Annotated in this window: 20 protein-coding genes and 1 pseudogene; 11 read left to right on the top strand and 10 right to left on the bottom strand. The window is 51.6% G+C overall.

What is annotated here, in order from left to right; translation table 11 throughout:
• Positions 1 to 51: 51 nt before the first annotated feature.
• Entirely contained in the window at positions 52 to 381 is a 330-nt protein-coding gene (mliC, locus tag OGY68_RS17290; RefSeq protein WP_003029170.1) for a C-type lysozyme inhibitor, read from the bottom strand.
• Between the two features lie 87 nt (positions 382 to 468).
• Positions 469 to 1,590, bottom strand: a complete 1,122-nt coding sequence (gene anmK, locus OGY68_RS17285; RefSeq protein ID WP_008784673.1) for an anhydro-N-acetylmuramic acid kinase — start codon at positions 1,588 to 1,590, stop codon at positions 469 to 471.
• Between the two features lie 274 nt (positions 1,591 to 1,864).
• Here anmK and slyB point away from each other — a divergent pair, with 274 nt between their 5' ends.
• Positions 1,865 to 2,332, top strand: a complete 468-nt coding sequence (slyB, locus tag OGY68_RS17280; RefSeq protein WP_003029175.1) for an outer membrane lipoprotein SlyB — start codon at positions 1,865 to 1,867, stop codon at positions 2,330 to 2,332.
• 46 nt (positions 2,333 to 2,378) lie between these two features.
• On the opposite strand, the gene slyA is transcribed toward slyB, so the two are convergent.
• The gene (gene slyA, locus OGY68_RS17275; RefSeq protein WP_008784672.1) at positions 2,379 to 2,819 is read right to left on the bottom strand and encodes a transcriptional regulator SlyA; all 441 of its coding nucleotides are present in this window, start codon (positions 2,817 to 2,819) and stop codon (positions 2,379 to 2,381) included.
• A 192-nt stretch (positions 2,820 to 3,011) separates the two neighbouring features.
• Between slyA and OGY68_RS17270 the strand changes: the two genes are divergently transcribed.
• The 3 genes and pseudogenes from OGY68_RS17270 (at position 3,012) to OGY68_RS17260 (ending at position 6,151) form a co-directional block, all read left to right on the top strand.
• Positions 3,012 to 3,248: a DUF1656 domain-containing protein gene (locus tag OGY68_RS17270; RefSeq protein WP_003029180.1), complete on the top strand. Its 237-nt coding sequence runs from the start codon at positions 3,012 to 3,014 to the stop codon at positions 3,246 to 3,248.
• Between the two features lie 2 nt (positions 3,249 to 3,250).
• On the top strand, positions 3,251 to 4,114 hold the full coding sequence (locus tag OGY68_RS17265; protein ID WP_032941777.1) for an efflux RND transporter periplasmic adaptor subunit: 864 nt from the start codon (positions 3,251 to 3,253) through the stop codon (positions 4,112 to 4,114).
• Positions 4,111 to 6,151, top strand: a pseudogene (locus OGY68_RS17260) (FUSC family protein). Before OGY68_RS17265 ends, OGY68_RS17260 begins: the two are co-directional and overlap by 4 nt.
• On the opposite strand, the gene sodC reads toward OGY68_RS17260, so the two are convergent.
• From sodC to OGY68_RS17245, 3 genes are all read right to left on the bottom strand, one after another.
• Positions 6,127 to 6,651 (bottom strand): superoxide dismutase [Cu-Zn] SodC, encoded by a 525-nt coding sequence (gene sodC, locus OGY68_RS17255; RefSeq protein WP_048214268.1) that lies wholly within the window; start codon positions 6,649 to 6,651, stop codon positions 6,127 to 6,129. The pseudogene OGY68_RS17260 and the gene sodC sit on opposite strands and share 25 nt — an antisense overlap.
• Positions 6,652 to 6,732: 81 nt before the next feature.
• A complete protein-coding gene (locus tag OGY68_RS17250; protein ID WP_048214269.1) occupies positions 6,733 to 7,629 on the bottom strand; it encodes an aldo/keto reductase in 897 nt (298 codons plus the stop codon).
• Positions 7,630 to 7,678: 49 nt separating this feature from the next.
• A complete protein-coding gene (locus tag OGY68_RS17245) occupies positions 7,679 to 7,918 on the bottom strand; it encodes a DUF1289 domain-containing protein (RefSeq protein ID WP_003832768.1) in 240 nt (79 codons plus the stop codon).
• A 101-nt stretch (positions 7,919 to 8,019) separates the two neighbouring features.
• Between OGY68_RS17245 and OGY68_RS17240 the strand changes: the two genes are divergently transcribed.
• The 4 genes from OGY68_RS17240 (at position 8,020) to rnt (ending at position 11,018) form a co-directional block, all read left to right on the top strand.
• Complete coding sequence (locus OGY68_RS17240; RefSeq protein WP_003832766.1) at positions 8,020 to 8,619, top strand: TetR/AcrR family transcriptional regulator; 600 nt, start codon at positions 8,020 to 8,022, stop codon at positions 8,617 to 8,619.
• A gap of 53 nt (positions 8,620 to 8,672) precedes the next feature.
• Positions 8,673 to 9,770 carry an alkene reductase gene (locus tag OGY68_RS17235; protein WP_213753028.1) on the top strand — a complete coding sequence of 366 codons (1,098 nt, stop codon included), beginning with the start codon at positions 8,673 to 8,675 and terminating at the stop codon, positions 9,768 to 9,770.
• 97 nt (positions 9,771 to 9,867) lie between these two features.
• Positions 9,868 to 10,275: a lactoylglutathione lyase gene (gene gloA, locus OGY68_RS17230; protein ID WP_003832762.1), complete on the top strand. Its 408-nt coding sequence runs from the start codon at positions 9,868 to 9,870 to the stop codon at positions 10,273 to 10,275.
• Positions 10,276 to 10,370: 95 nt separating this feature from the next.
• Entirely contained in the window at positions 10,371 to 11,018 is a 648-nt protein-coding gene (rnt, locus tag OGY68_RS17225) for a ribonuclease T (protein WP_003029200.1), read from the top strand.
• Positions 11,019 to 11,071: 53 nt separating this feature from the next.
• Here the strand turns inward: rnt and grxD are convergent, their stop codons facing one another.
• A complete protein-coding gene (grxD, locus tag OGY68_RS17220; RefSeq protein ID WP_003832760.1) occupies positions 11,072 to 11,419 on the bottom strand; it encodes a monothiol glutaredoxin 4 in 348 nt (115 codons plus the stop codon).
• 334 nt (positions 11,420 to 11,753) lie between these two features.
• Here grxD and OGY68_RS17215 point away from each other — a divergent pair, with 334 nt between their 5' ends.
• Together OGY68_RS17215 and sodB are read left to right on the top strand one after the other, a co-directional pair.
• On the top strand, positions 11,754 to 12,584 hold the full coding sequence (locus OGY68_RS17215; RefSeq protein WP_003832759.1) for a C40 family peptidase: 831 nt from the start codon (positions 11,754 to 11,756) through the stop codon (positions 12,582 to 12,584).
• A gap of 127 nt (positions 12,585 to 12,711) precedes the next feature.
• A complete protein-coding gene (gene sodB / locus OGY68_RS17210) occupies positions 12,712 to 13,293 on the top strand; it encodes a superoxide dismutase [Fe] (RefSeq protein WP_003029205.1) in 582 nt (193 codons plus the stop codon).
• Between the two features lie 39 nt (positions 13,294 to 13,332).
• On the opposite strand, the gene OGY68_RS17205 is transcribed toward sodB, so the two are convergent.
• Both OGY68_RS17205 and cydH read right to left on the bottom strand, forming a co-directional pair.
• On the bottom strand, positions 13,333 to 14,502 hold the full coding sequence (locus OGY68_RS17205; protein ID WP_008784665.1) for an MFS transporter: 1,170 nt from the start codon (positions 14,500 to 14,502) through the stop codon (positions 13,333 to 13,335).
• 175 nt (positions 14,503 to 14,677) lie between these two features.
• Entirely contained in the window at positions 14,678 to 14,767 is a 90-nt protein-coding gene (cydH, locus tag OGY68_RS17200) for a cytochrome bd-I accessory subunit CydH (protein WP_003029209.1), read from the bottom strand.
• A 297-nt stretch (positions 14,768 to 15,064) separates the two neighbouring features.
• Between cydH and purR the strand changes: the two genes are divergently transcribed.
• Positions 15,065 to 16,090 (top strand): HTH-type transcriptional repressor PurR, encoded by a 1,026-nt coding sequence (gene purR, locus OGY68_RS17195; protein ID WP_003832757.1) that lies wholly within the window; start codon positions 15,065 to 15,067, stop codon positions 16,088 to 16,090.
• On the opposite strand, the gene punR is transcribed toward purR, so the two are convergent.
• Positions 16,087 to 17,019 carry a DNA-binding transcriptional activator PunR gene (gene punR / locus OGY68_RS17190; protein ID WP_003029215.1) on the bottom strand — a complete coding sequence of 311 codons (933 nt, stop codon included), beginning with the start codon at positions 17,017 to 17,019 and terminating at the stop codon, positions 16,087 to 16,089. The two genes, purR and punR, sit on opposite strands and share 4 nt — an antisense overlap.
• Positions 17,020 to 17,131: the final 112 nt, after the last annotated feature.

Genomic DNA, 17,131 nt, shown 5'->3' with positions numbered 1-17,131 from the left:
GCTACGGATTGTCAGTGGGTGACACTATTGTGCGCCGCCCAGGTGAAAATCTCAACGCTTCGGGTTCTGTAACTGACAGTTATTTAGCACAATTCTGTCTCGTTTATAGACCGTTGCCTCGTCGCCTTTAGACCAAAATACGTAGATACCATCGGTATAACGAGCACCTGATGCCGACACGCCCTGTTTGAGGTTCAATAGCTGATTATCATAAACAAAGCTTGCCGTCTGGCGGGTATTGTTCAGCTTCACGGTCAGCGGTTTTTCGTCGCAGCGGTATTCAAGCGTATCCGTTTGCATACGCTCGACAAATTGGTTGTACACACTACAACCGCTAAGCAGTACGGGCAGACACACTAACAACAGTTTTTTCATAGCCATATCCTGAAGACTTTCCTGGTCCTGGAGGGTAATGGCACCCTCCCTAATTTCCTTAGTTTACCGGCACACCGCGCTGAATAATTTCAGTTAACTCTGAGTTCGTGGATTGGCAGGATAAATTGCCCCTAAAACACTCGGCTCTGACGCCCCCGTCACAGAAGGTAAATTTCCCGGTAATCCGGCCAGCGTTCGCCACGCAAGCCAGGCAAAGGCTAACGCTTCCATATCATCACCGCTGATCCCGGCTTCATCAGTAGAGGTAACCTCTGTACCCGGTAATAATGCCGCCAGACGCATCATCAGCAGTGGATTACGGCTTCCTCCACCGCAAACCATGAGTCGATCACAGCCGCCGCTTAACAAGACCTGCTCTGAAATGGTTACTGCCGTCAGTTCGGCAAGCGTCGCCTGTACATCTCGTGGGCTAATTCCCGGAAACTGCGCCAGATGACGCTCTATCCAGCCGTAATTAAAATACTCACGGCCGGTGCTTTTCGGCGCAGGCGCGGAAAAATAAGGGTCGTTAAGCATATTCTGCAGCAACGGCAGGATCACCGTTCCTGAAATGGCCCACTGCGCATCTTTGTCGTAGGGCTGGCCACATTGCCGCCAGATCCATGCATCCATCAGCATATTGCCCGGCCCGGTGTCGTATCCGCGAACGGGTTGTTGCGGAATAAGCAGAGACAGATTGGCAATTCCGCCGATGTTTAACACCATTCGCCGTTCCGTTGGATGTGCCAGAAGTGCCTGGTGAAACGCGGGAACGAGCGGTGCACCCTGCCCGCCGAGGGCGATATCACGTCGACGAAAATCGCCGACTACGGTTATCCCGGTACGCGCGACAATCTGGTTGTTATCACCAATTTGCAGCGTGTGCGGCGCAGCACCGTTCGGTTCATGCCACACGGTTTGCCCGTGGCAACCAATCGCAACGATATCCTGCGGTTTCAATTTTTCTTGCGCCAACAGCGCATTCACCGCCTCAGCAAATAGATAACCGAGCTGTGCATCTAACTGACCAAACTGAGAAAGTGTAAGCTGCTGCCCCTGGCAGATATCCAGAATCGCTTGTTTAACATGAATGGGGATGGGCCAGGTCAGACTCGCCTGCTGCGCAACCATCGTTTCATCTATTGTCGCCAGCACAACATCGACGCCATCAAGGCTGGTTCCAGACATTACACCGATAAAACGGCCCGATTTCATAGGTCATCCTTTTAAGCAAATTAGCCTTGACACTCAACCATAAAGTGTCGACTAATGCCATGCTTCCTTAATGATTTTTGGTGGCTAATCATTACAATGATCGTTTAATTACATCAATTACATGAATGATTCGTTTATACTCGGTTGATCCGATTTCGGTTAAGATTTTCATATTGTTCCAGTAGAACATGTGACCTTAGGCTCACAAATGCCATATAATTTAGCCATGAAGGGTGCTTTATTAGCGTTTCGTGGTGACAAAGGAGATTTGTAAATGATTAAACGTGTGCTGATTGTTTCATTAATGGGCGTATCTTTAGCGGGTTGCGTTAACAATGACAGCCTTTCAGGCGACGTATATACCGCATCCGAAGCGAAACAAGTTCAGAACGTTACCTACGGTACGATTGTTCATGTTCGTCCGGTGCAAATCCAGGGTGGCGATGACGCAAACGTGATTGGTGCTATTGGTGGTGCGGTACTCGGCGGGTTCCTTGGTAACACCGTCGGCGGCGGTACGGGTCGTTCATTAGCGACGGCTGCAGGTGCAGTTGCCGGTGGCGTAGCGGGTCAAGGCGTACAAGGTGCGATGAATAAAACCCAGGGTGTGGAACTGGAAATCCGTAAGGATGATGGTAATACCATCATGGTGGTTCAGAAACAGGGTGCGACCAAGTTTTCAGCCGGCCAGCGCGTTGTTATGGCTAACAACGGCAGCCAGGTTACCGTGTCTCCACGCTAATCGAATTCACGTGTGGTCAGGCTCTGGCCACACGTAACTTATTGTTTCAACCTTGTGACTGCAGTTCAATAATATTGTGTTCGAGTTTGGCAACCAGCTTAATCAGCAGATCAATTTCCTCAGCTGAAATCCCTTCCAGAATTTCTCCACGTGTTTTGTTGATCACCGCTTCCATATCAGCGATCAGCGGCTCAGCCTTCTCTGTCAGTTTAATTCTCTTAGCTCGACGATCGCTGGCGCAAGTCTGTCGTGAAATGAGTCCCTTTTCTTCCAACTGGTCAAGCGTACGTACCAGCGAAGGCTGCTCGATGCCAATCGCTTTAGCCAACTGAATCTGCGATTGATCCGGCGGCAACTGATGAATGTTGTGCAGCGTAACCCAATGCGTCTGCGTCAACTCCAGAGGTTTCAGGCGATGGTCAATCAGAGCACGCCAAATGCGCACCAACCGTGCCAGATCAGAACCTAATGGCGATTCCAATTTCATCTCCTTATAATTAGCTTGCTAAGTTATTGTGCTGATTTTAGAATAGTGTGCAGCATTTGTATTCCCAAAACAAATGTATTGCCAAATTTGCTTACCGGCTGACATTTTTTCAGACATTATGCGTTACGGAGACTCATTGTCTCTTTTTTGCTAAACCTATAGCAATGCTCTCTTCCGTCAAGGATTTTGCCCGTGAAGTTTATGTTTAATGCAACAGGATTGCCCCTACAAGATTTAATGATCGGCGCATCTGTCTACTTTCCTCCTGTTTTCAAGGCGATTGTAGCAGGATTTATTCTCTGGCTGGTTGTTCATCGCCTGCTGCGCGACTGGATTTACTCCGGCGAAATCTGGCATCCCCTGCTAATGGATCTGTCACTCTTTACGCTTTGCGTATGTCTGGCCTTTGTTATGCTGATAGCGTGGTGATTATGTCGCTTAAAACCGTTAAATACTTCTCCACTATTATAGTCGCTGCAATCGCAGTTTTCGCCGGATGGTGGATGTGGAATTACTATATGCAATCGCCCTGGACACGTGATGGCAAAGTACGTGCTGAGCAGGTCAGCATCACGCCGCAGGTGTCAGGTAGCATTAGCGAACTCTATATAAAAGATAACCAGTTTGTGAATAAAGGCGATGTCCTTTTTATTATCGACAAGACGCCATTTCACATTGCTGAACTGAATGCGCAAGCGCAACTGGCAAAAGCGCAGTCTGACCTGGCGAAAGCCAACAACGAAGCCAACCGCCGCCGTCATTTATCGCAAAATTACATCTCAGCCGAGGATCTGGATACCGCAAATCTCAACGTGAAAGCCATGCAGGCAAGCGTTGAAGCGGCTGAGGCCAGTTTGCGCCAGGCCCAGTGGCAACTGACGCAAACTGTGGTCAAAGCCCCCGTGGCGGGTTGGGTCACAAACCTGTCTACCCGTACCGGTGATTACGCCTCAACCGGTAAGCCCCTGTTTGCCCTTGTCGACAGTCACTCTTTTTATGTGATGGGATATTTTGAAGAAACCAAATTGCGCCATATTCGAGAAGGCGCACCTGCGACGATTACACTCTACAGCGGCAATGTAAAGTTACAGGGTCACGTTTCCAGTATTGGCCGTGCCATCTACGATCAAAGTGTGGAAAGTGATTCCGGCCTGATTCCCGACATCAAACCCAACGTGCCGTGGGTGCGTCTGGCGCAGCGTGTCCCGGTACGCATCGAATTCGACGCCCTGCCGCGGGAGGTCACGCTGGTGTCAGGTACAACCTGCAGCGTATCCATCGGCCAGCGTAAATGAAACTGCCCCGCCTGACACCAGGCAATTTGCCGTGGTTTAAAGCCACGGCGGCACAGTGGCGTTATGCGCTGCGTAACACCATTGCGATGTGCCTGGCGTTAACTTTTGCTTATTATCTGAATCTGGACGAGCCCTACTGGGCGATGACCTCGGCGGCGGTGGTCAGTTTTCCCACCGTTGGCGGAGTTATCAGTAAAAGTCTGGGTCGCGTGGCGGGTAGCCTACTGGGAGCCACCGCCGCACTGATTATTGCCGGTCATACTCTCAATGAGCCGTGGCTGTTTTTGCTGAGCATGTCAGTGTGGATCGGTTTTTGTACCTGGGCATGCGCGCACTTCACCAATAACGTTGCCTACGCCTTTCAACTGGCGGGTTATACGGCGGCGATCATTGCGTTTCCCATGGTCAATACCGTGGAAATTACGCAGTTATGGGATATCGCGCAGGCACGCGTGTGTGAAGTCATCGTCGGTATCCTGTGTGGTGGCGTGATGATGATGATCCTGCCCAGCACCTCCGATGGCACCACGTTACTGACTGCATTGAAAAACATGCATTCACGTTTACTGGAACATGCCAGCCTACTCTGGCAACCAGAAACCACGGATGCCATTCGCACAGCCCATGAAGGTGTTATCGGGCAGATTCTGACCATGAACCTGCTGCGTATTCAGGCTTTCTGGAGTCATTACCGCTTTCGTCGCCAGAATGCTTTGCTCAATTCGCTGTTGCACCAGCAGTTACGGATGACCAGCGTTATTTCCAGTCTGCGCAGGATGCTGCTAAACTGGCCTAATCCGCCGTCCAACACCCGGGAAATCATCGAGCAGTTGCTCAGCGAACTAATAAAATCCAATGCGAATAGCTACACCGTCGCACGTATAATTGCCCCACTGCGGCCCGTCGATGCCCGCGACTATCGACACGTCGCCTTCTGGCAACGACTGCGTTATTTTTGTCGGCTCTACCTGCGCAGCAGTCATTATCTGCATTTACTGGAAAATGGTGTTACCGCCGAGCGTATTAATATCGCCCGCACGCCTGGACTTGCCCGTCATACCGATAATGCGGAAGCTATCTGGAGCGGGTTGCGTACGTTCTGCACTTTGATGCTTATCGGCGCATGGAGCATTGGTGCACAATGGGAATCAGGCTCTGGCGCACTCACGCTCGCCGCGATCAGCAGTGTGCTGTATTCCGCCGTTGCCACACCGTTCAAGTCGCTTTCTTTGCTGATGCGTACGCTGGTTCTACTGTCGCTATTTAGCTTTGTGGTTAAGTTTGGCCTGATGGTGCAAATTTCCGACCTCTGGCAGTTTATTCTCTTTCTCTTCCCGCTACTCGCCACCATGCAACTGTTGAAGCTACAAATGCCTGCCCTGGCAGGTCTTTGGGGGCAGTTGATTGTATTTATGGGTTCGTTTATCGCGGTGACCAATCCGCCGGTATATGATTTTGCTGATTTCCTGAATGACAATATGGCGAAAATCACCGGCGTGGCGCTGTCATGGCTGGCCTTCGCCATTCTGCGCCCCGGATCGGATGCACGGAAAAGTCGCCGCCATATTCGCGCCCTGCGCCGGGATTTTGTCGATCAGCTCAGCCGACATCCATCACTGAGTGAAAACGAATTTGAATCGCTGACCTATCATCACGTCAGCCAGCTCAGCAACAGTCAGGATGCGCTGGCGCGACGCTGGTTATTACGTTGGGGGGTCGTTTTACTGAACTGCTCGCACGTGGTGTGGCAACTGCGCACCTGGGAGGCGCGTTCCGATCCGCTGGCTCGCGTCAGGGACGTGTGTATCTCACTGCTACGCGATGTAATGAGCGAACGTGGCGTCCAGCAACGACCACTGAATGCCACGCTGAATGAGCTACAGCGCATCTGCGATACGCTTGCCCACCATCATCAACCCGCTGCGCAGGAACTGTCGGCACTGGTCTGGCGGCTACACTGCTCGCTTTCACAACTCGAACAGGCGCCGCCGCCGGGCACTCTCAGTCGTTGATTATTTGATAACACCACAGGCGTAGCGCGCTCCGCCACCGCCAAGCGGTTTCGGTTGATCGGACATATTATCGCCGCCCACATGGATCATCAGCGCCTTACCTTTAACCTCATCGAGCGTTTTAAGCCGCGGCGCAACGACCGGCGTTGTGGCGTTACCGTCGTTATTCACCACCAATAGCGGCAGGTCGCCCATATGACCTGCGCCTTCCGGGCCTTCATGTTTGCCGGTTTGATGCGGATCATAATGGCCACCAGCCGATTCTGCGGCTGAGGCTTTCCCTTCTTTAATCGCGGGTTGGCAGCTGCCGTTCATATGCACATGGAAGCCATGTTCACCTGGCGGCAACGCTTTCAGATCGGGCGTAAACTCCAGCCCCTTTGCGGTTTCAGCAATAGTGACCGTACCAATCGCCTGGCCGACGCCTTGCGACGTGACCAGATTCATCGTCACTTTTTCTTCACTGGCAGCCTGCGCACCTGCACAGGCGAGTAGAGTGATGATGGCCAAACTCAAACGCTTCATAAGACCTCCGTCCAAAAGGTGTCTGATTGTTAAGTGTAAACCAGTGACACAATTTTGAACGGAGATGCGCCAAAAACGCGATTAGGGTACGTCGTAACCCAGCGCCGCTTTACGAATGCGGAACCATTGCTGGCGAGACATGTTCAGCGACTCAGACTCAATGGCAGCACGTACGCGCTCTATTTTTCCTGAGCCAATAATCGGCAGCGGCTGAGACGGCAGACGTAAAATCCAGGCGTATACCACCTGCTCAATAGATTGCGCATTCAACTCTTCAGCGATCACAGCAAGCTCATTACGTAAAGGCTGGAAAGCATCATCATTAAACAGGCGACCACCGCCGAGACAGGACCAGGCCATCGGGCGAATGCGCAGCTGTTGCAGTTGATCTAAAGTACCATCCAACAGGAGCGGCTGATGTACTGGTGAAATTTCTACCTGGTTGGTCGCCAGAGTAAACGGCAGACGCGATTGCAGCAATGAGAACTGTGCCGGGGTGAAGTTGGAGACGCCAAAGTGACGCACTTTGCCACTATGGTGCAATTTTTTAAAAGCGTCGGCGACATCGTCAGCATCCATTAGTGGATCGGGACGGTGGATCAGCAGCAGATCAATATGATCGGTCGCCAGCAGCTTCAGCGACTCTTCCGCACTGGCAATAATATGTGCACTGTCGGTGATGTAGTGCCCCAGCGCATTTTCCGCGCGCGCCGTCGTCGCGATCCCGCATTTAGTCACAATCTGCATTTTTTCACGCAAATGCGGAGCCAGTTTCATTGCCTCACCAAACGCCGCTTCACACTGGTAGCCACCGTAAATATCGGCGTGATCGACGGTGGTCACGCCAAGATCCAGATGTTCTTCAATAAAGCTGACTAGCTGGCGCGCGGACATATTCCAGTCCATCAGGCGCCAGTACCCCATCACAAAGCGAGAAAATTCCGGGCCTTGCGGCGCAATAGTAATACGCTGAACCATAGCAGCTTCCTTTTAAGTGAATGTGCCTCGAGTATACGCAATTACGCTTTTAAAAGAGTGAAGGTTGTTGCGGTTCTTCCGAAGGGTTGGCTTTGTTTGCACGTAATTTACGCATCAGGCGCTGACGACAAAGCCGCAGCACTTCCTGCTTTTGGGTATCGCTCATCTTTTGCCAGTTAAAACGCTCATCCCGACTGCGAAAACAGCCACGGCAAAAGCCGCGTTCGTCAGACTGACATATTCCACGGCATGGGCTCTGGACGGGGAAAAACTCCAGCTGTTCGGCCACATCCCCTCCTTTAATAAGATTGATATACCTATTGAAGACGTTAACTGAATTTCTCGCAAGCGCTATTGCATTAGACCGACTGGTCTATTACACTCGTTTTCATGAACAAAATCACTGAACACGATACACGCGAACATCTGCTGGCGACTGGCGAACTGCTGTGTATGCAGCGCGGCTTCACCGGCATGGGTTTAAGCGAACTACTGAAAACCGCTGAAGTACCCAAAGGTTCGTTTTATCATTATTTTCGCTCTAAAGAAGCGTTCGGTGTCGCGATGCTGGAACGCCACTATGCGGCCTATCATCGGCGACTGGCTACGCACTTTGATACGGGAGCGGGAAACTATCGCGACCGCATTCTGGCCTACTATCAGGAAACCCTGAATCAGTTTAGTCAGCACGGCATTATTAGCGGCTGTTTAACAGTAAAACTGTCTGCCGAAGTGTGCGATCTGTCAGAAGATATGCGCACTGCGATGGATAAAGGCGCGCGGCACATTATTGTGCTGTTAGCGCAGGCGCTGGAGAAAGGTCAGGCCAGCCATTGTCTGTCTTTTGTTGGCGAGCCGTTACAGCAGGCGCAGGTACTGTATGCGCTGTGGCTTGGCGCCAACCTGCAGGCCAAGATTTCTCGTAGCGCCACTCCGCTGGAAAATGCGCTGGCGCACGTTAAAAACATCATCACAACGCCTGCCGTTTAACAGGCGTTTTTATTTTCTTTATTACTAGACGACCGGTCTATTCAGGAGTGCACATGTCATCTGAAAAACTGTTTTCCCCACTGAAAGTGGGTGCCATTACGGCAGCAAACCGCGTATTTATGGCGCCACTGACGCGTCTGCGCAGTATTGAGCCTGGCGACATCCCTACTCCGCTGATGGCCGAGTATTACCGTCAACGCGCCAGCGCGGGGCTTATCATCAGCGAAGCGACGCAGATTTCCGCACAGGCGAAAGGCTATGCCGGAGCACCCGGCTTACATAGCGAAGCGCAAATTGCCGCATGGAAGAAAATCACTGCTGCCGTACACGCTGAGCAAGGTCATATTGCTGTCCAGTTGTGGCACACTGGACGCATCTCTCACGCCAGTCTGCAGCCAAACGGTCAAGCTCCAGTTGCACCTTCCGCGATTAGCGCTGGAACCCGCACCTCGCTGCGCGATGAAAACGGCCTGGCAACGCGTGCCGATACCTCAATGCCACGTGCGCTGGAAACTGAAGAGATTCCGGGCATCGTTAATGACTTCCGTCTGGCGATAGCCAATGCGCGCGAAGCGGGTTTCGATATGGTTGAACTGCACTCTGCCCACGGCTACCTGCTGCACCAGTTCCTGTCGCCAACGTCTAACCAGCGTACCGATCAATACGGTGGCAGCGTCGAAAATCGTGCGCGTCTGGTGCTGGAAGTGGTTGATGCCGGTATTAAAGAATGGGGTGCCGATCGCATTGGTATTCGCGTCTCCCCGATTGGCACTTTCCAGAACGTAGACAATGGTCCGAACGAAGAAGCCGATGCGCTGTATCTGATTGAACAATTGGGCAAGCGTGGAATCGCTTACCTGCACATGTCTGAGCCGGACTGGGCCGGTGGCGAGCCGTATTCCGATGCGTTCCGCGAAAAAGTGCGCGCGCGCTTCCACGGCCCTATCATTGGTGCTGGTGCTTACACCCCAGAAAAAGCAGAAGCGCTGATCGAGAAAGGTCTGATCGACGCCGTTGCTTTTGGTCGCGCCTATATTGCTAACCCGGATCTGGTGGCGCGTCTGCAACGCAAAGCAGAACTGAATCCGCAACGTGCCGAGAGCTTCTACGGCGGCGGCGCGGAAGGTTACACCGACTATCCTACCCTCTAACGTCACAATCTCCGTTCTGCCATTGATAGCGGCGTAACAACGCCGCTATACTAAAACAACATTTTGAATGTATTAGCCATTTTCGAAGGGGAAAAAGATGCGTTTACTCCATACCATGCTGCGCGTGGGTGACCTGCAGCGTTCCATCGAGTTTTATACCAACGTGCTGGGCATGAAGCTGCTGCGTACCAGCGAAAACCCTGAATACAAGTACTCTCTGGCTTTTGTCGGCTACGGTCCTGAAACCAGTGAAGCAGTAATCGAACTGACCTATAACTGGGGTGTCGACAAGTATGATCTGGGTACTGCCTATGGCCATATCGCCCTGAGCGTAGACAACGCGGCTGAAGCCTGTGAACGTATTCGCCAGAATGGCGGTAACGTAACGCGTGAAGCAGGTCCAGTAAAAGGCGGCACCACAGTGATTGCGTTCGTTGAAGATCCGGACGGCTACAAAATTGAGCTGATCGAAGAGAAAGACGCCGGGCGCGGCCTGGGCGATTAATCTCCCCCTCGGGCGCAGATCGTCTGCGCCCATAGTTTTATACTCATCATTTTGCCATAATACGTGCTGCAATTTTCCCGTATTAAGAGACCCAGATGTCCGATAACGCTCAACTTTCCGGTCTGTGTGACCGTTTTCGTGGTTTTTATCCTGTCGTCATTGATGTCGAAACCGCAGGGTTCAATGCCAAAACCGATGCGCTGCTTGAGATTGCCGCCATCACACTGAAAATGGATGAACAAGGCTGGCTGATGCCGGACACGACGTTACATTTCCACGTAGAGCCGTTTGAAGGTGCCAATTTGCAACCGGAAGCGCTCGCCTTTAACGGTATTGACCCTAACAATCCGCTACGCGGTGCGGTCAGCGAATATGATGCTCTGCATGCCATCTTCAAAATGGTGCGTAAAGGCATTAAAGACAGCGGCTGCAATCGGGCAATCATGGTGGCGCATAACGCTACGTTCGACCACAGTTTCATGATGGCTGCAGCAGAACGCGCCTCGCTCAAACGTAATCCGTTCCACCCATTTGTAACCTTTGATACGGCGGCATTAAGTGGTCTGTCTCTGGGGCAGACGGTGTTGTCAAAAGCGTGCCTGGCGGCGGGAATGGAGTTTGACGGGAATCAGGCGCACTCGGCGCTGTATGACACCGAACGCACGGCCGTGCTGTTTTGCGAAATCGTTAACCGCTGGAAACGTCTCGGCGGTTGGCCTCTTCCCGTGCCTGAAGAAGCGTAACGGCGACATAAAAAAAGCGACCATTTCAGGTCGCTTTTTTACTTCTGCTGGTATTACTCAGCGTCCGGCTCTTCGGTTTTGTATTTCGCTGCTGTTTCTTTAATCAGCTGCTGCAACTCACCGCGCTGGTACATTTCGATAAGAATGTCACAACCGCCAACCAGCTCACCATCAACCCACAGCTGCGGGAAAGTTGGCCAGTTTGCGTATTTCGGCAGTTCGGCGCGAATATCCGGGTTCTGCAGAATATCAACATAAGCAAAGCGTTCACCACAGGCTGACAGCGCCTGCACAGCCTGTGCGGAGAAACCGCAGCTTGGCAGTTTAGGGGAACCTTTCATGTACAGGAGAATCGGGTTTTCAGCGATCTGGCGCTGGATTTTTTCGATAGTGGTGCTCATTATCTTGCTTCCTTAAACTTCTTTTACGGCAGTAGTCTGACATTGTAACGGGTCAGACAGGCAACGGAAAATAACATTTTCATTACGCGTTATTATTTTATCCCCTGACGCTAAAAGTTGCATTCACAATCTCACTTATCCCCTTCAAACATGTGGATTTGATTATCTGTTCACCATTTCTATCTCTATTTGCTGTTTTTTTTTGCGGTCGGTTACGAAACGCAGTTTTAAACTAAAAAAGCTATTAACTTTCCCTCTTTCTATAGATTAGAATCGTCAAGTTTTGAAAATCACACGCAGGCACGATAGACCTGCCTTACCAGAGGACTGCTCAGTGGCGCGGATAAACCGAATCTCGATCACGCTCTGTGCTTTACTTTTTACTACACTGCCCTTTACGCCTATGGCTCATGCTTCCAAGCAGGCCAGGACGACACCTACCAATTCTCACACCATCAAAACGGTAGATAAAAAGAAAAGCGCAACAACCAGCCAAAAAACAACAAAGACCAGCAAGAAAACGGCGACAAAGACCACCAGCAAAACCAGCACCAAAACCGCTTCCTCTTCTAAAAAACGCACAGCCACTCCGGCAAAGTCGACTAAAACTGCAAATCGCCGTGGTAAAACTGCCGCAGCACAAACCGCAGCCGTTACCTGGACGGAAAAATGCACACCGCGCAAAGGTCATAAACCACGCTGCGTGAAGGTGAAAACCACTGCACCGACTACGCTTGCTGACGCACATAAAGTGAAAGTGCAGAAAGCGACTAAAACCGCTATGTCCACCTTGATGAACCAAATCGGCAAACCTTATCGTTGGGGCGGCTCCTCGCCAAGAACCGGGTTTGACTGCAGCGGTCTGGTTTATTACGCCTATAAAGATCTGGTGAAGTTCCGCATTCCGCGTACCGCGAATGAAATGTACCATCTGCGTGATGCCGCACCAATTGAACGTGGCGAACTGAAAAATGGTGATCTGGTATTCTTTCGTACCCAGGGTCGCGGAACAGCCGATCACGTCGGCGTCTACGTCGGCAACGGTAAGTTTATTCAGTCACCGCGCAGCGGGCAGGAAATTCAAATCACCTCTCTGAGCGAAGATTACTGGCAGCGCCACTATGTGGGCGCTCGTCGGGTAATGACGCCAAAAACAATTCGCTAAAAACTTACCCTACAGAACATGCTGTAGGGTAAGTTCTTCTTTTGCATAACCTTTCAATTTGCTACCCTATCCTTACTCACAATGAGGCTATTGTGTGTACTCAATATAAATAATAAGGAGAGAAGCAATGTCGTTTGAATTACCTGCATTACCGTATGCCAAAGATGCTCTGGCACCGCACATTTCTGCCGAAACGCTGGAATATCACTATGGCAAACACCATCAAACCTACGTGACCAATCTGAACAATCTGATTAAAGGCACGGCGTTTGAAGGCAAATCACTGGAAGAGATCGTTCGTAGCTCTGAAGGCGGTGTATTCAATAACGCAGCACAAGTATGGAACCACACGTTCTACTGGAACTGCCTGGCACCGAACGCCGGTGGCGAACCAACCGGTAAACTGGCTGATGCAATTGCCGCCTCCTTTGGCAGCTTTGCAGATTTCAAAGCGCAGTTCACCGATGCCGCTATCAAAAACTTCGGTTCTGGCTGGACCTGGCTGGTAAAAGGAACGGATGGCAAACTGGCTATCGTCTCCACCTCCAACGCAGGTACTCCGCTGACCACCGACGCGACGCCGCTGATGACCGTTGACGTATGGGAACACGCCTACTACATCGATTATCGCAATGCCCGTCCTGGCTACCTGGAACATTTCTGGGCACTGGTGAACTGGGAATTTGTTGCGAAGAACTTCGCAGCATAAAAAAGATAACGCAGAAGGACTTCCTTCTGCGTTTTTGCATTAATTCGCGGTAGTGAAAGCCTCTTCAGGCTGTCTTCTTGCGGAAATGAACACCAGTAGCAGCGCAAGACCCGCCACAATCGCCCCCATCACCGGTACAAAACTGTAGCCCAGGCCGCCAGATATCACCGCCCCACCGGCCGCAGCCCCCAGAGCGTTCCCCAGATTAAACGCGCCAATATTGACTGACGATGATAATCCAGGCGCTTCGCTGGCAACGCGCATCACACGCATCTGCAACGGCGGAACGACCGCAAACGTCGCCGCGCCCCAGACCACCATACTGACCGCCGCTCCCAGCTCATTACGCGCAAGGAAAGGAATGGCCAGCATAATAACCATCAGCAGCAGTAAAAAGCCTTTCAGCGTACCGTTGACTGAACGGTCAGCCAGTTTGCCGCCAAAGTAGTTACCGATCGAGAAGCCAACGCCTATCAACACCAGCATCCCGGTAACAAATGCCGGTGTAGCATGAGTGATAGTATGCAGAACCGGCGAGATGTAGGTATACAGCGTGAACATCGCCCCTGCACCCAGTACGGTAGTCAGTAACGCCGACAACACCTGTGGGCGCATCAACACCGCCAGTTCGCTTCGGACATCCGGGCGCTCTCCTGCTCCACCCTTGGGTAATGAGAAGAACAGGCTGACCATCGCAATGACGCCCAGCCCTGCAGTGGCCATAAACGACATACGCCAGCCGATGGTTTCACCAAGCCAGGTTGCCGCCGGAACGCCGCCAATATTGGCGATGGTTAACCCCATAAACATCGTTGCCACGGCGCTGGCCTGCTTATGTTTGGGTACCACACTGGCTGCAACCACAGAACCGAGACCAAAAAAGGCTCCATGGTTAAGACTGGTCAAAATACGCGATAGCATCAGCGTGGTGTAATCCGGTGAGATAGCCGAAAGCACATTACCTAGCGTGAAAATCGCCATCAGGAATATCAAAGCATTACGTCGCGCACGATGAGACAGCAGTAATGTCATCAGCGGTGCACCTACCATCACACCTACCGCATAAGCGCTGATCAGCATGCCAGCCGCCGGAATCGAGACGTCCACACCTTTGGCAATGACGGGCAACAACCCCATTGGCGAAAACTCGGTGGTGCCAATACCAAACGCCCCGATTGCCAGCGCCAGTAAAGGGTAATTGATTTTCATATTTCGACTCCGTATCGTCGAGCCGTGGCACGACATAAAATAAGAGTCAAAAGCATGACATTGATCGCAAAATTAATAAAGTTAACAAAACTGCAAAAGACTTTTGCTTATTCGCAAACAATAGAGGGGAAAAACGAGTCGAAGGGATGAGGGAGAGCTAACTCCCTCGGGGAAATCAATGCAGCGCTGCGGTCAGACCACCCGCGACGATCAATCCCAGAACAATAATGGTAGTCACTAACGAAAATTTCAGATCGGTGCTCATCAAGTTTTCTCCTTTTTATTCCCACACAAAAAGTGATATTGCGCATTTTTACACACTTGAAAGCAAAAATCTCTCACGATTTATATTGATAACTGCTTTTAACTCTTCCCCTTTTCGTTAAGATCAGACAAAATTCCACGCTTACTTGATTAGCGTACCGGCCATTGACCCCTTCCTGACGTTCCGTGTCGTTTTCCCGGCGTGCCGCAACCCTTACGTTGCGATAAGGGTGTGTAAAGGCAAACGTTTACCTGGAGTATTCTCAGGAGCTTAGGATATGGTCTGGAGTGAGATGTAATGGCAACAATTAAAGATGTAGCGAAGCGAGCAAACGTTTCCACTACAACCGTATCACACGTAATTAACAAGACGCGCTTTGTCGCGGAAGAAACACGTAATGCTGTCTGGGCAGCAATCAAAGAACTGCACTATTCTCCGAGCGCAGTTGCCCGCAGCCTGAAGGTAAATCACACCAAGTCTATCGGCTTGCTGGCGACCAGCAGCGAAGCGGCCTATTTCGCCGAAATTATCGAAGCCGTTGAGAAAAACTGTTTCCAGAAAGGCTATACCCTGATCTTGGGTAACGCATGGAACAGTCTCGAAAAACAGCAGGCTTATCTGTCGATGATGGCGCAAAAGCGCGTTGATGGTTTGCTGGTGATGTGTTCTGAGTATCCGGAGTCGCTGCTTTCTATGCTCGAAGAGTATCGCCATATCCCGATGGTCGTCATGGACTGGGGCGAAGCAAAAGCCGACTTTACTGATACGGTCATTGATAACGCCTTCGAAGGCGGTTATATGGCGGGTCGGTATCTGGTAGAACGCGGTCATCGTGAGATTGGCGTGATCCCTGGCCCAATGGAACGTAACACCGGGGCTGGGCGTCTGGCTGGCTTTATGAAAGCGATGGAAGAAGCGCTGATTAAAGTGCCTGAAAACTGGATTGTCCAGGGCGATTTTGAGCCTGAATCCGGCTATCGTGCCATGCAGCAAATTCTGTCGCAGTCACATCGTCCGACCGCTGTCTTCTGCGGTGGCGATATTATGGCAATGGGTGCGCTGTGCGCCGCTGACGAAATGGGGCTGCGCGTACCGCAGGATGTCTCACTCATCGGCTACGACAACGTGCGCAACGCCCGCTTCTTCACGCCGGCCTTGACGACCATTCACCAGCCGAAGGATTCACTGGGTGAAACGGCCTTCAACATGCTGTTAGACCGTATCGTGAATAAACGTGAAGAGTCACAGTCTATCGAGGTGCATCCGCGCCTGGTTGAGCGTCGCTCCGTTGCCGACGGTCCGTTCCGCGATTACCGCCGTTAAGCCTGTTGTGCGGGAGTCTCATCTGGCTCCCGCAGCCATTCCTTGTTCAACGTTTCACTATCCCCTAAATAGTCCAGCAGCCAACTCAATGCTGGTGACGTATCGTTCTGCTGCCATGTCAGACAACATGCGGCATCAGGAAAGGGGTTCTCCAGTTGCAGTGCAACCCATTTACCACTATCGATCCACGGCTTGGCAAAATGCGTCGGTACCATGCCCACGCACAATCCCGCGGACAAACAGGTCGCAGAGGATTCCCAATCCGGCACGACGACGCGCTTTTGGTTGTCCAGCAGCCAGGTAATACGCTTCGGCAATGTTCGGGAGGTATCTTCGCGCACCAGTGACGGCCAGTTGCGCAACGTGTCATCACTTAACGGTCCGGGCATTGACGCCAGTGGGTGATGACTGGCTACCACGCAGCTCCAGCTCAGCATTCCCATATCGCGGAAGGTATAGCGCCCCCCGACCGGAATGGCCTGTGTGGCCCCGATGGCCAGCTCCACACGCCCATCAGACAGTGCGTCCCACACGCCGTTAAACACTTCCTGAAAAACTAACAACTCCACATCATCAAAGTGACGGTAGAAATCCACGATCATCTGTCGGGTACGATCCGGGCGGACAATGTTATCGACGGCGATCGCCAGCTGTCCGCGCCAGCCGTTGGCAATTTGCTGACATTGCTGGCGCGTGATCTGCATTTTTTTGATAACAGAGCGGCCTTCTTTTAAAAACCATGCCCCGGCAGGCGTTAATTCCACATCCCGATGGCGTCGCTCAAAAAGTGGCACCGCTAGCCATTCTTCCAGCTGGCGTACGGTGTAGCTTACTGCCGAAGGTACACGGTGCAGCTCCTGCGCGGCCGAACTAAAACTGCCGTTACGCGCAACCGCATCAACCACTTCAAGTGAATATTCCGACCACATATTCTGCCTGCAAAAAATTTGAAATCAGTAAGCAAATATTAGCGTTTCACAGCGAGAATTACACTCACTACACTCAGCGGCATTGTTCTACTGCTAAAAAAGAGAAATGATG

The sequence above is a fragment of the Citrobacter sp. Cpo065 genome, from assembly GCF_030332805.1.
Taxonomy (GTDB): domain Bacteria; phylum Pseudomonadota; class Gammaproteobacteria; order Enterobacterales; family Enterobacteriaceae; genus Citrobacter; species Citrobacter portucalensis.
This window is presented reverse-complemented; position numbering and strand designations above follow the sequence as displayed.

Bases quoted from the DNA above. Each gene is read 5' to 3' on its own strand.
- mliC (WP_003029170.1), bottom strand. From the start codon at position 381: ATGGCTATGAAAAAACTGTTGTTAGTGTGTCTGCCCGTACTGCTTAGC.
- anmK (WP_008784673.1), bottom strand. From the start codon at position 1,590: ATGAAATCGGGCCGTTTTATCGGTGTAATGTCTGGAACCAGCCTTGAT.
- slyB (WP_003029175.1), top strand. From the start codon at position 1,865: ATGATTAAACGTGTGCTGATTGTTTCATTAATGGGCGTATCTTTAGCG.
- slyA (WP_008784672.1), bottom strand. From the start codon at position 2,819: ATGAAATTGGAATCGCCATTAGGTTCTGATCTGGCACGGTTGGTGCGC.
- OGY68_RS17265 (WP_032941777.1), top strand. From the start codon at position 3,251: ATGTCGCTTAAAACCGTTAAATACTTCTCCACTATTATAGTCGCTGCA.
- sodC (WP_048214268.1), bottom strand. From the start codon at position 6,651: ATGAAGCGTTTGAGTTTGGCCATCATCACTCTACTCGCCTGTGCAGGT.
- OGY68_RS17250 (WP_048214269.1), bottom strand. From the start codon at position 7,629: ATGGTTCAGCGTATTACTATTGCGCCGCAAGGCCCGGAATTTTCTCGC.
- OGY68_RS17240 (WP_003832766.1), top strand. From the start codon at position 8,020: ATGAACAAAATCACTGAACACGATACACGCGAACATCTGCTGGCGACT.
- OGY68_RS17235 (WP_213753028.1), top strand. From the start codon at position 8,673: ATGTCATCTGAAAAACTGTTTTCCCCACTGAAAGTGGGTGCCATTACG.
- gloA (WP_003832762.1), top strand. From the start codon at position 9,868: ATGCGTTTACTCCATACCATGCTGCGCGTGGGTGACCTGCAGCGTTCC.
- rnt (WP_003029200.1), top strand. From the start codon at position 10,371: ATGTCCGATAACGCTCAACTTTCCGGTCTGTGTGACCGTTTTCGTGGT.
- grxD (WP_003832760.1), bottom strand. From the start codon at position 11,419: ATGAGCACCACTATCGAAAAAATCCAGCGCCAGATCGCTGAAAACCCG.
- sodB (WP_003029205.1), top strand. From the start codon at position 12,712: ATGTCGTTTGAATTACCTGCATTACCGTATGCCAAAGATGCTCTGGCA.
- OGY68_RS17205 (WP_008784665.1), bottom strand. From the start codon at position 14,502: ATGAAAATCAATTACCCTTTACTGGCGCTGGCAATCGGGGCGTTTGGT.
- cydH (WP_003029209.1), bottom strand. From the start codon at position 14,767: ATGAGCACCGATCTGAAATTTTCGTTAGTGACTACCATTATTGTTCTG.
- purR (WP_003832757.1), top strand. From the start codon at position 15,065: ATGGCAACAATTAAAGATGTAGCGAAGCGAGCAAACGTTTCCACTACA.
- punR (WP_003029215.1), bottom strand. From the start codon at position 17,019: ATGTGGTCGGAATATTCACTTGAAGTGGTTGATGCGGTTGCGCGTAAC.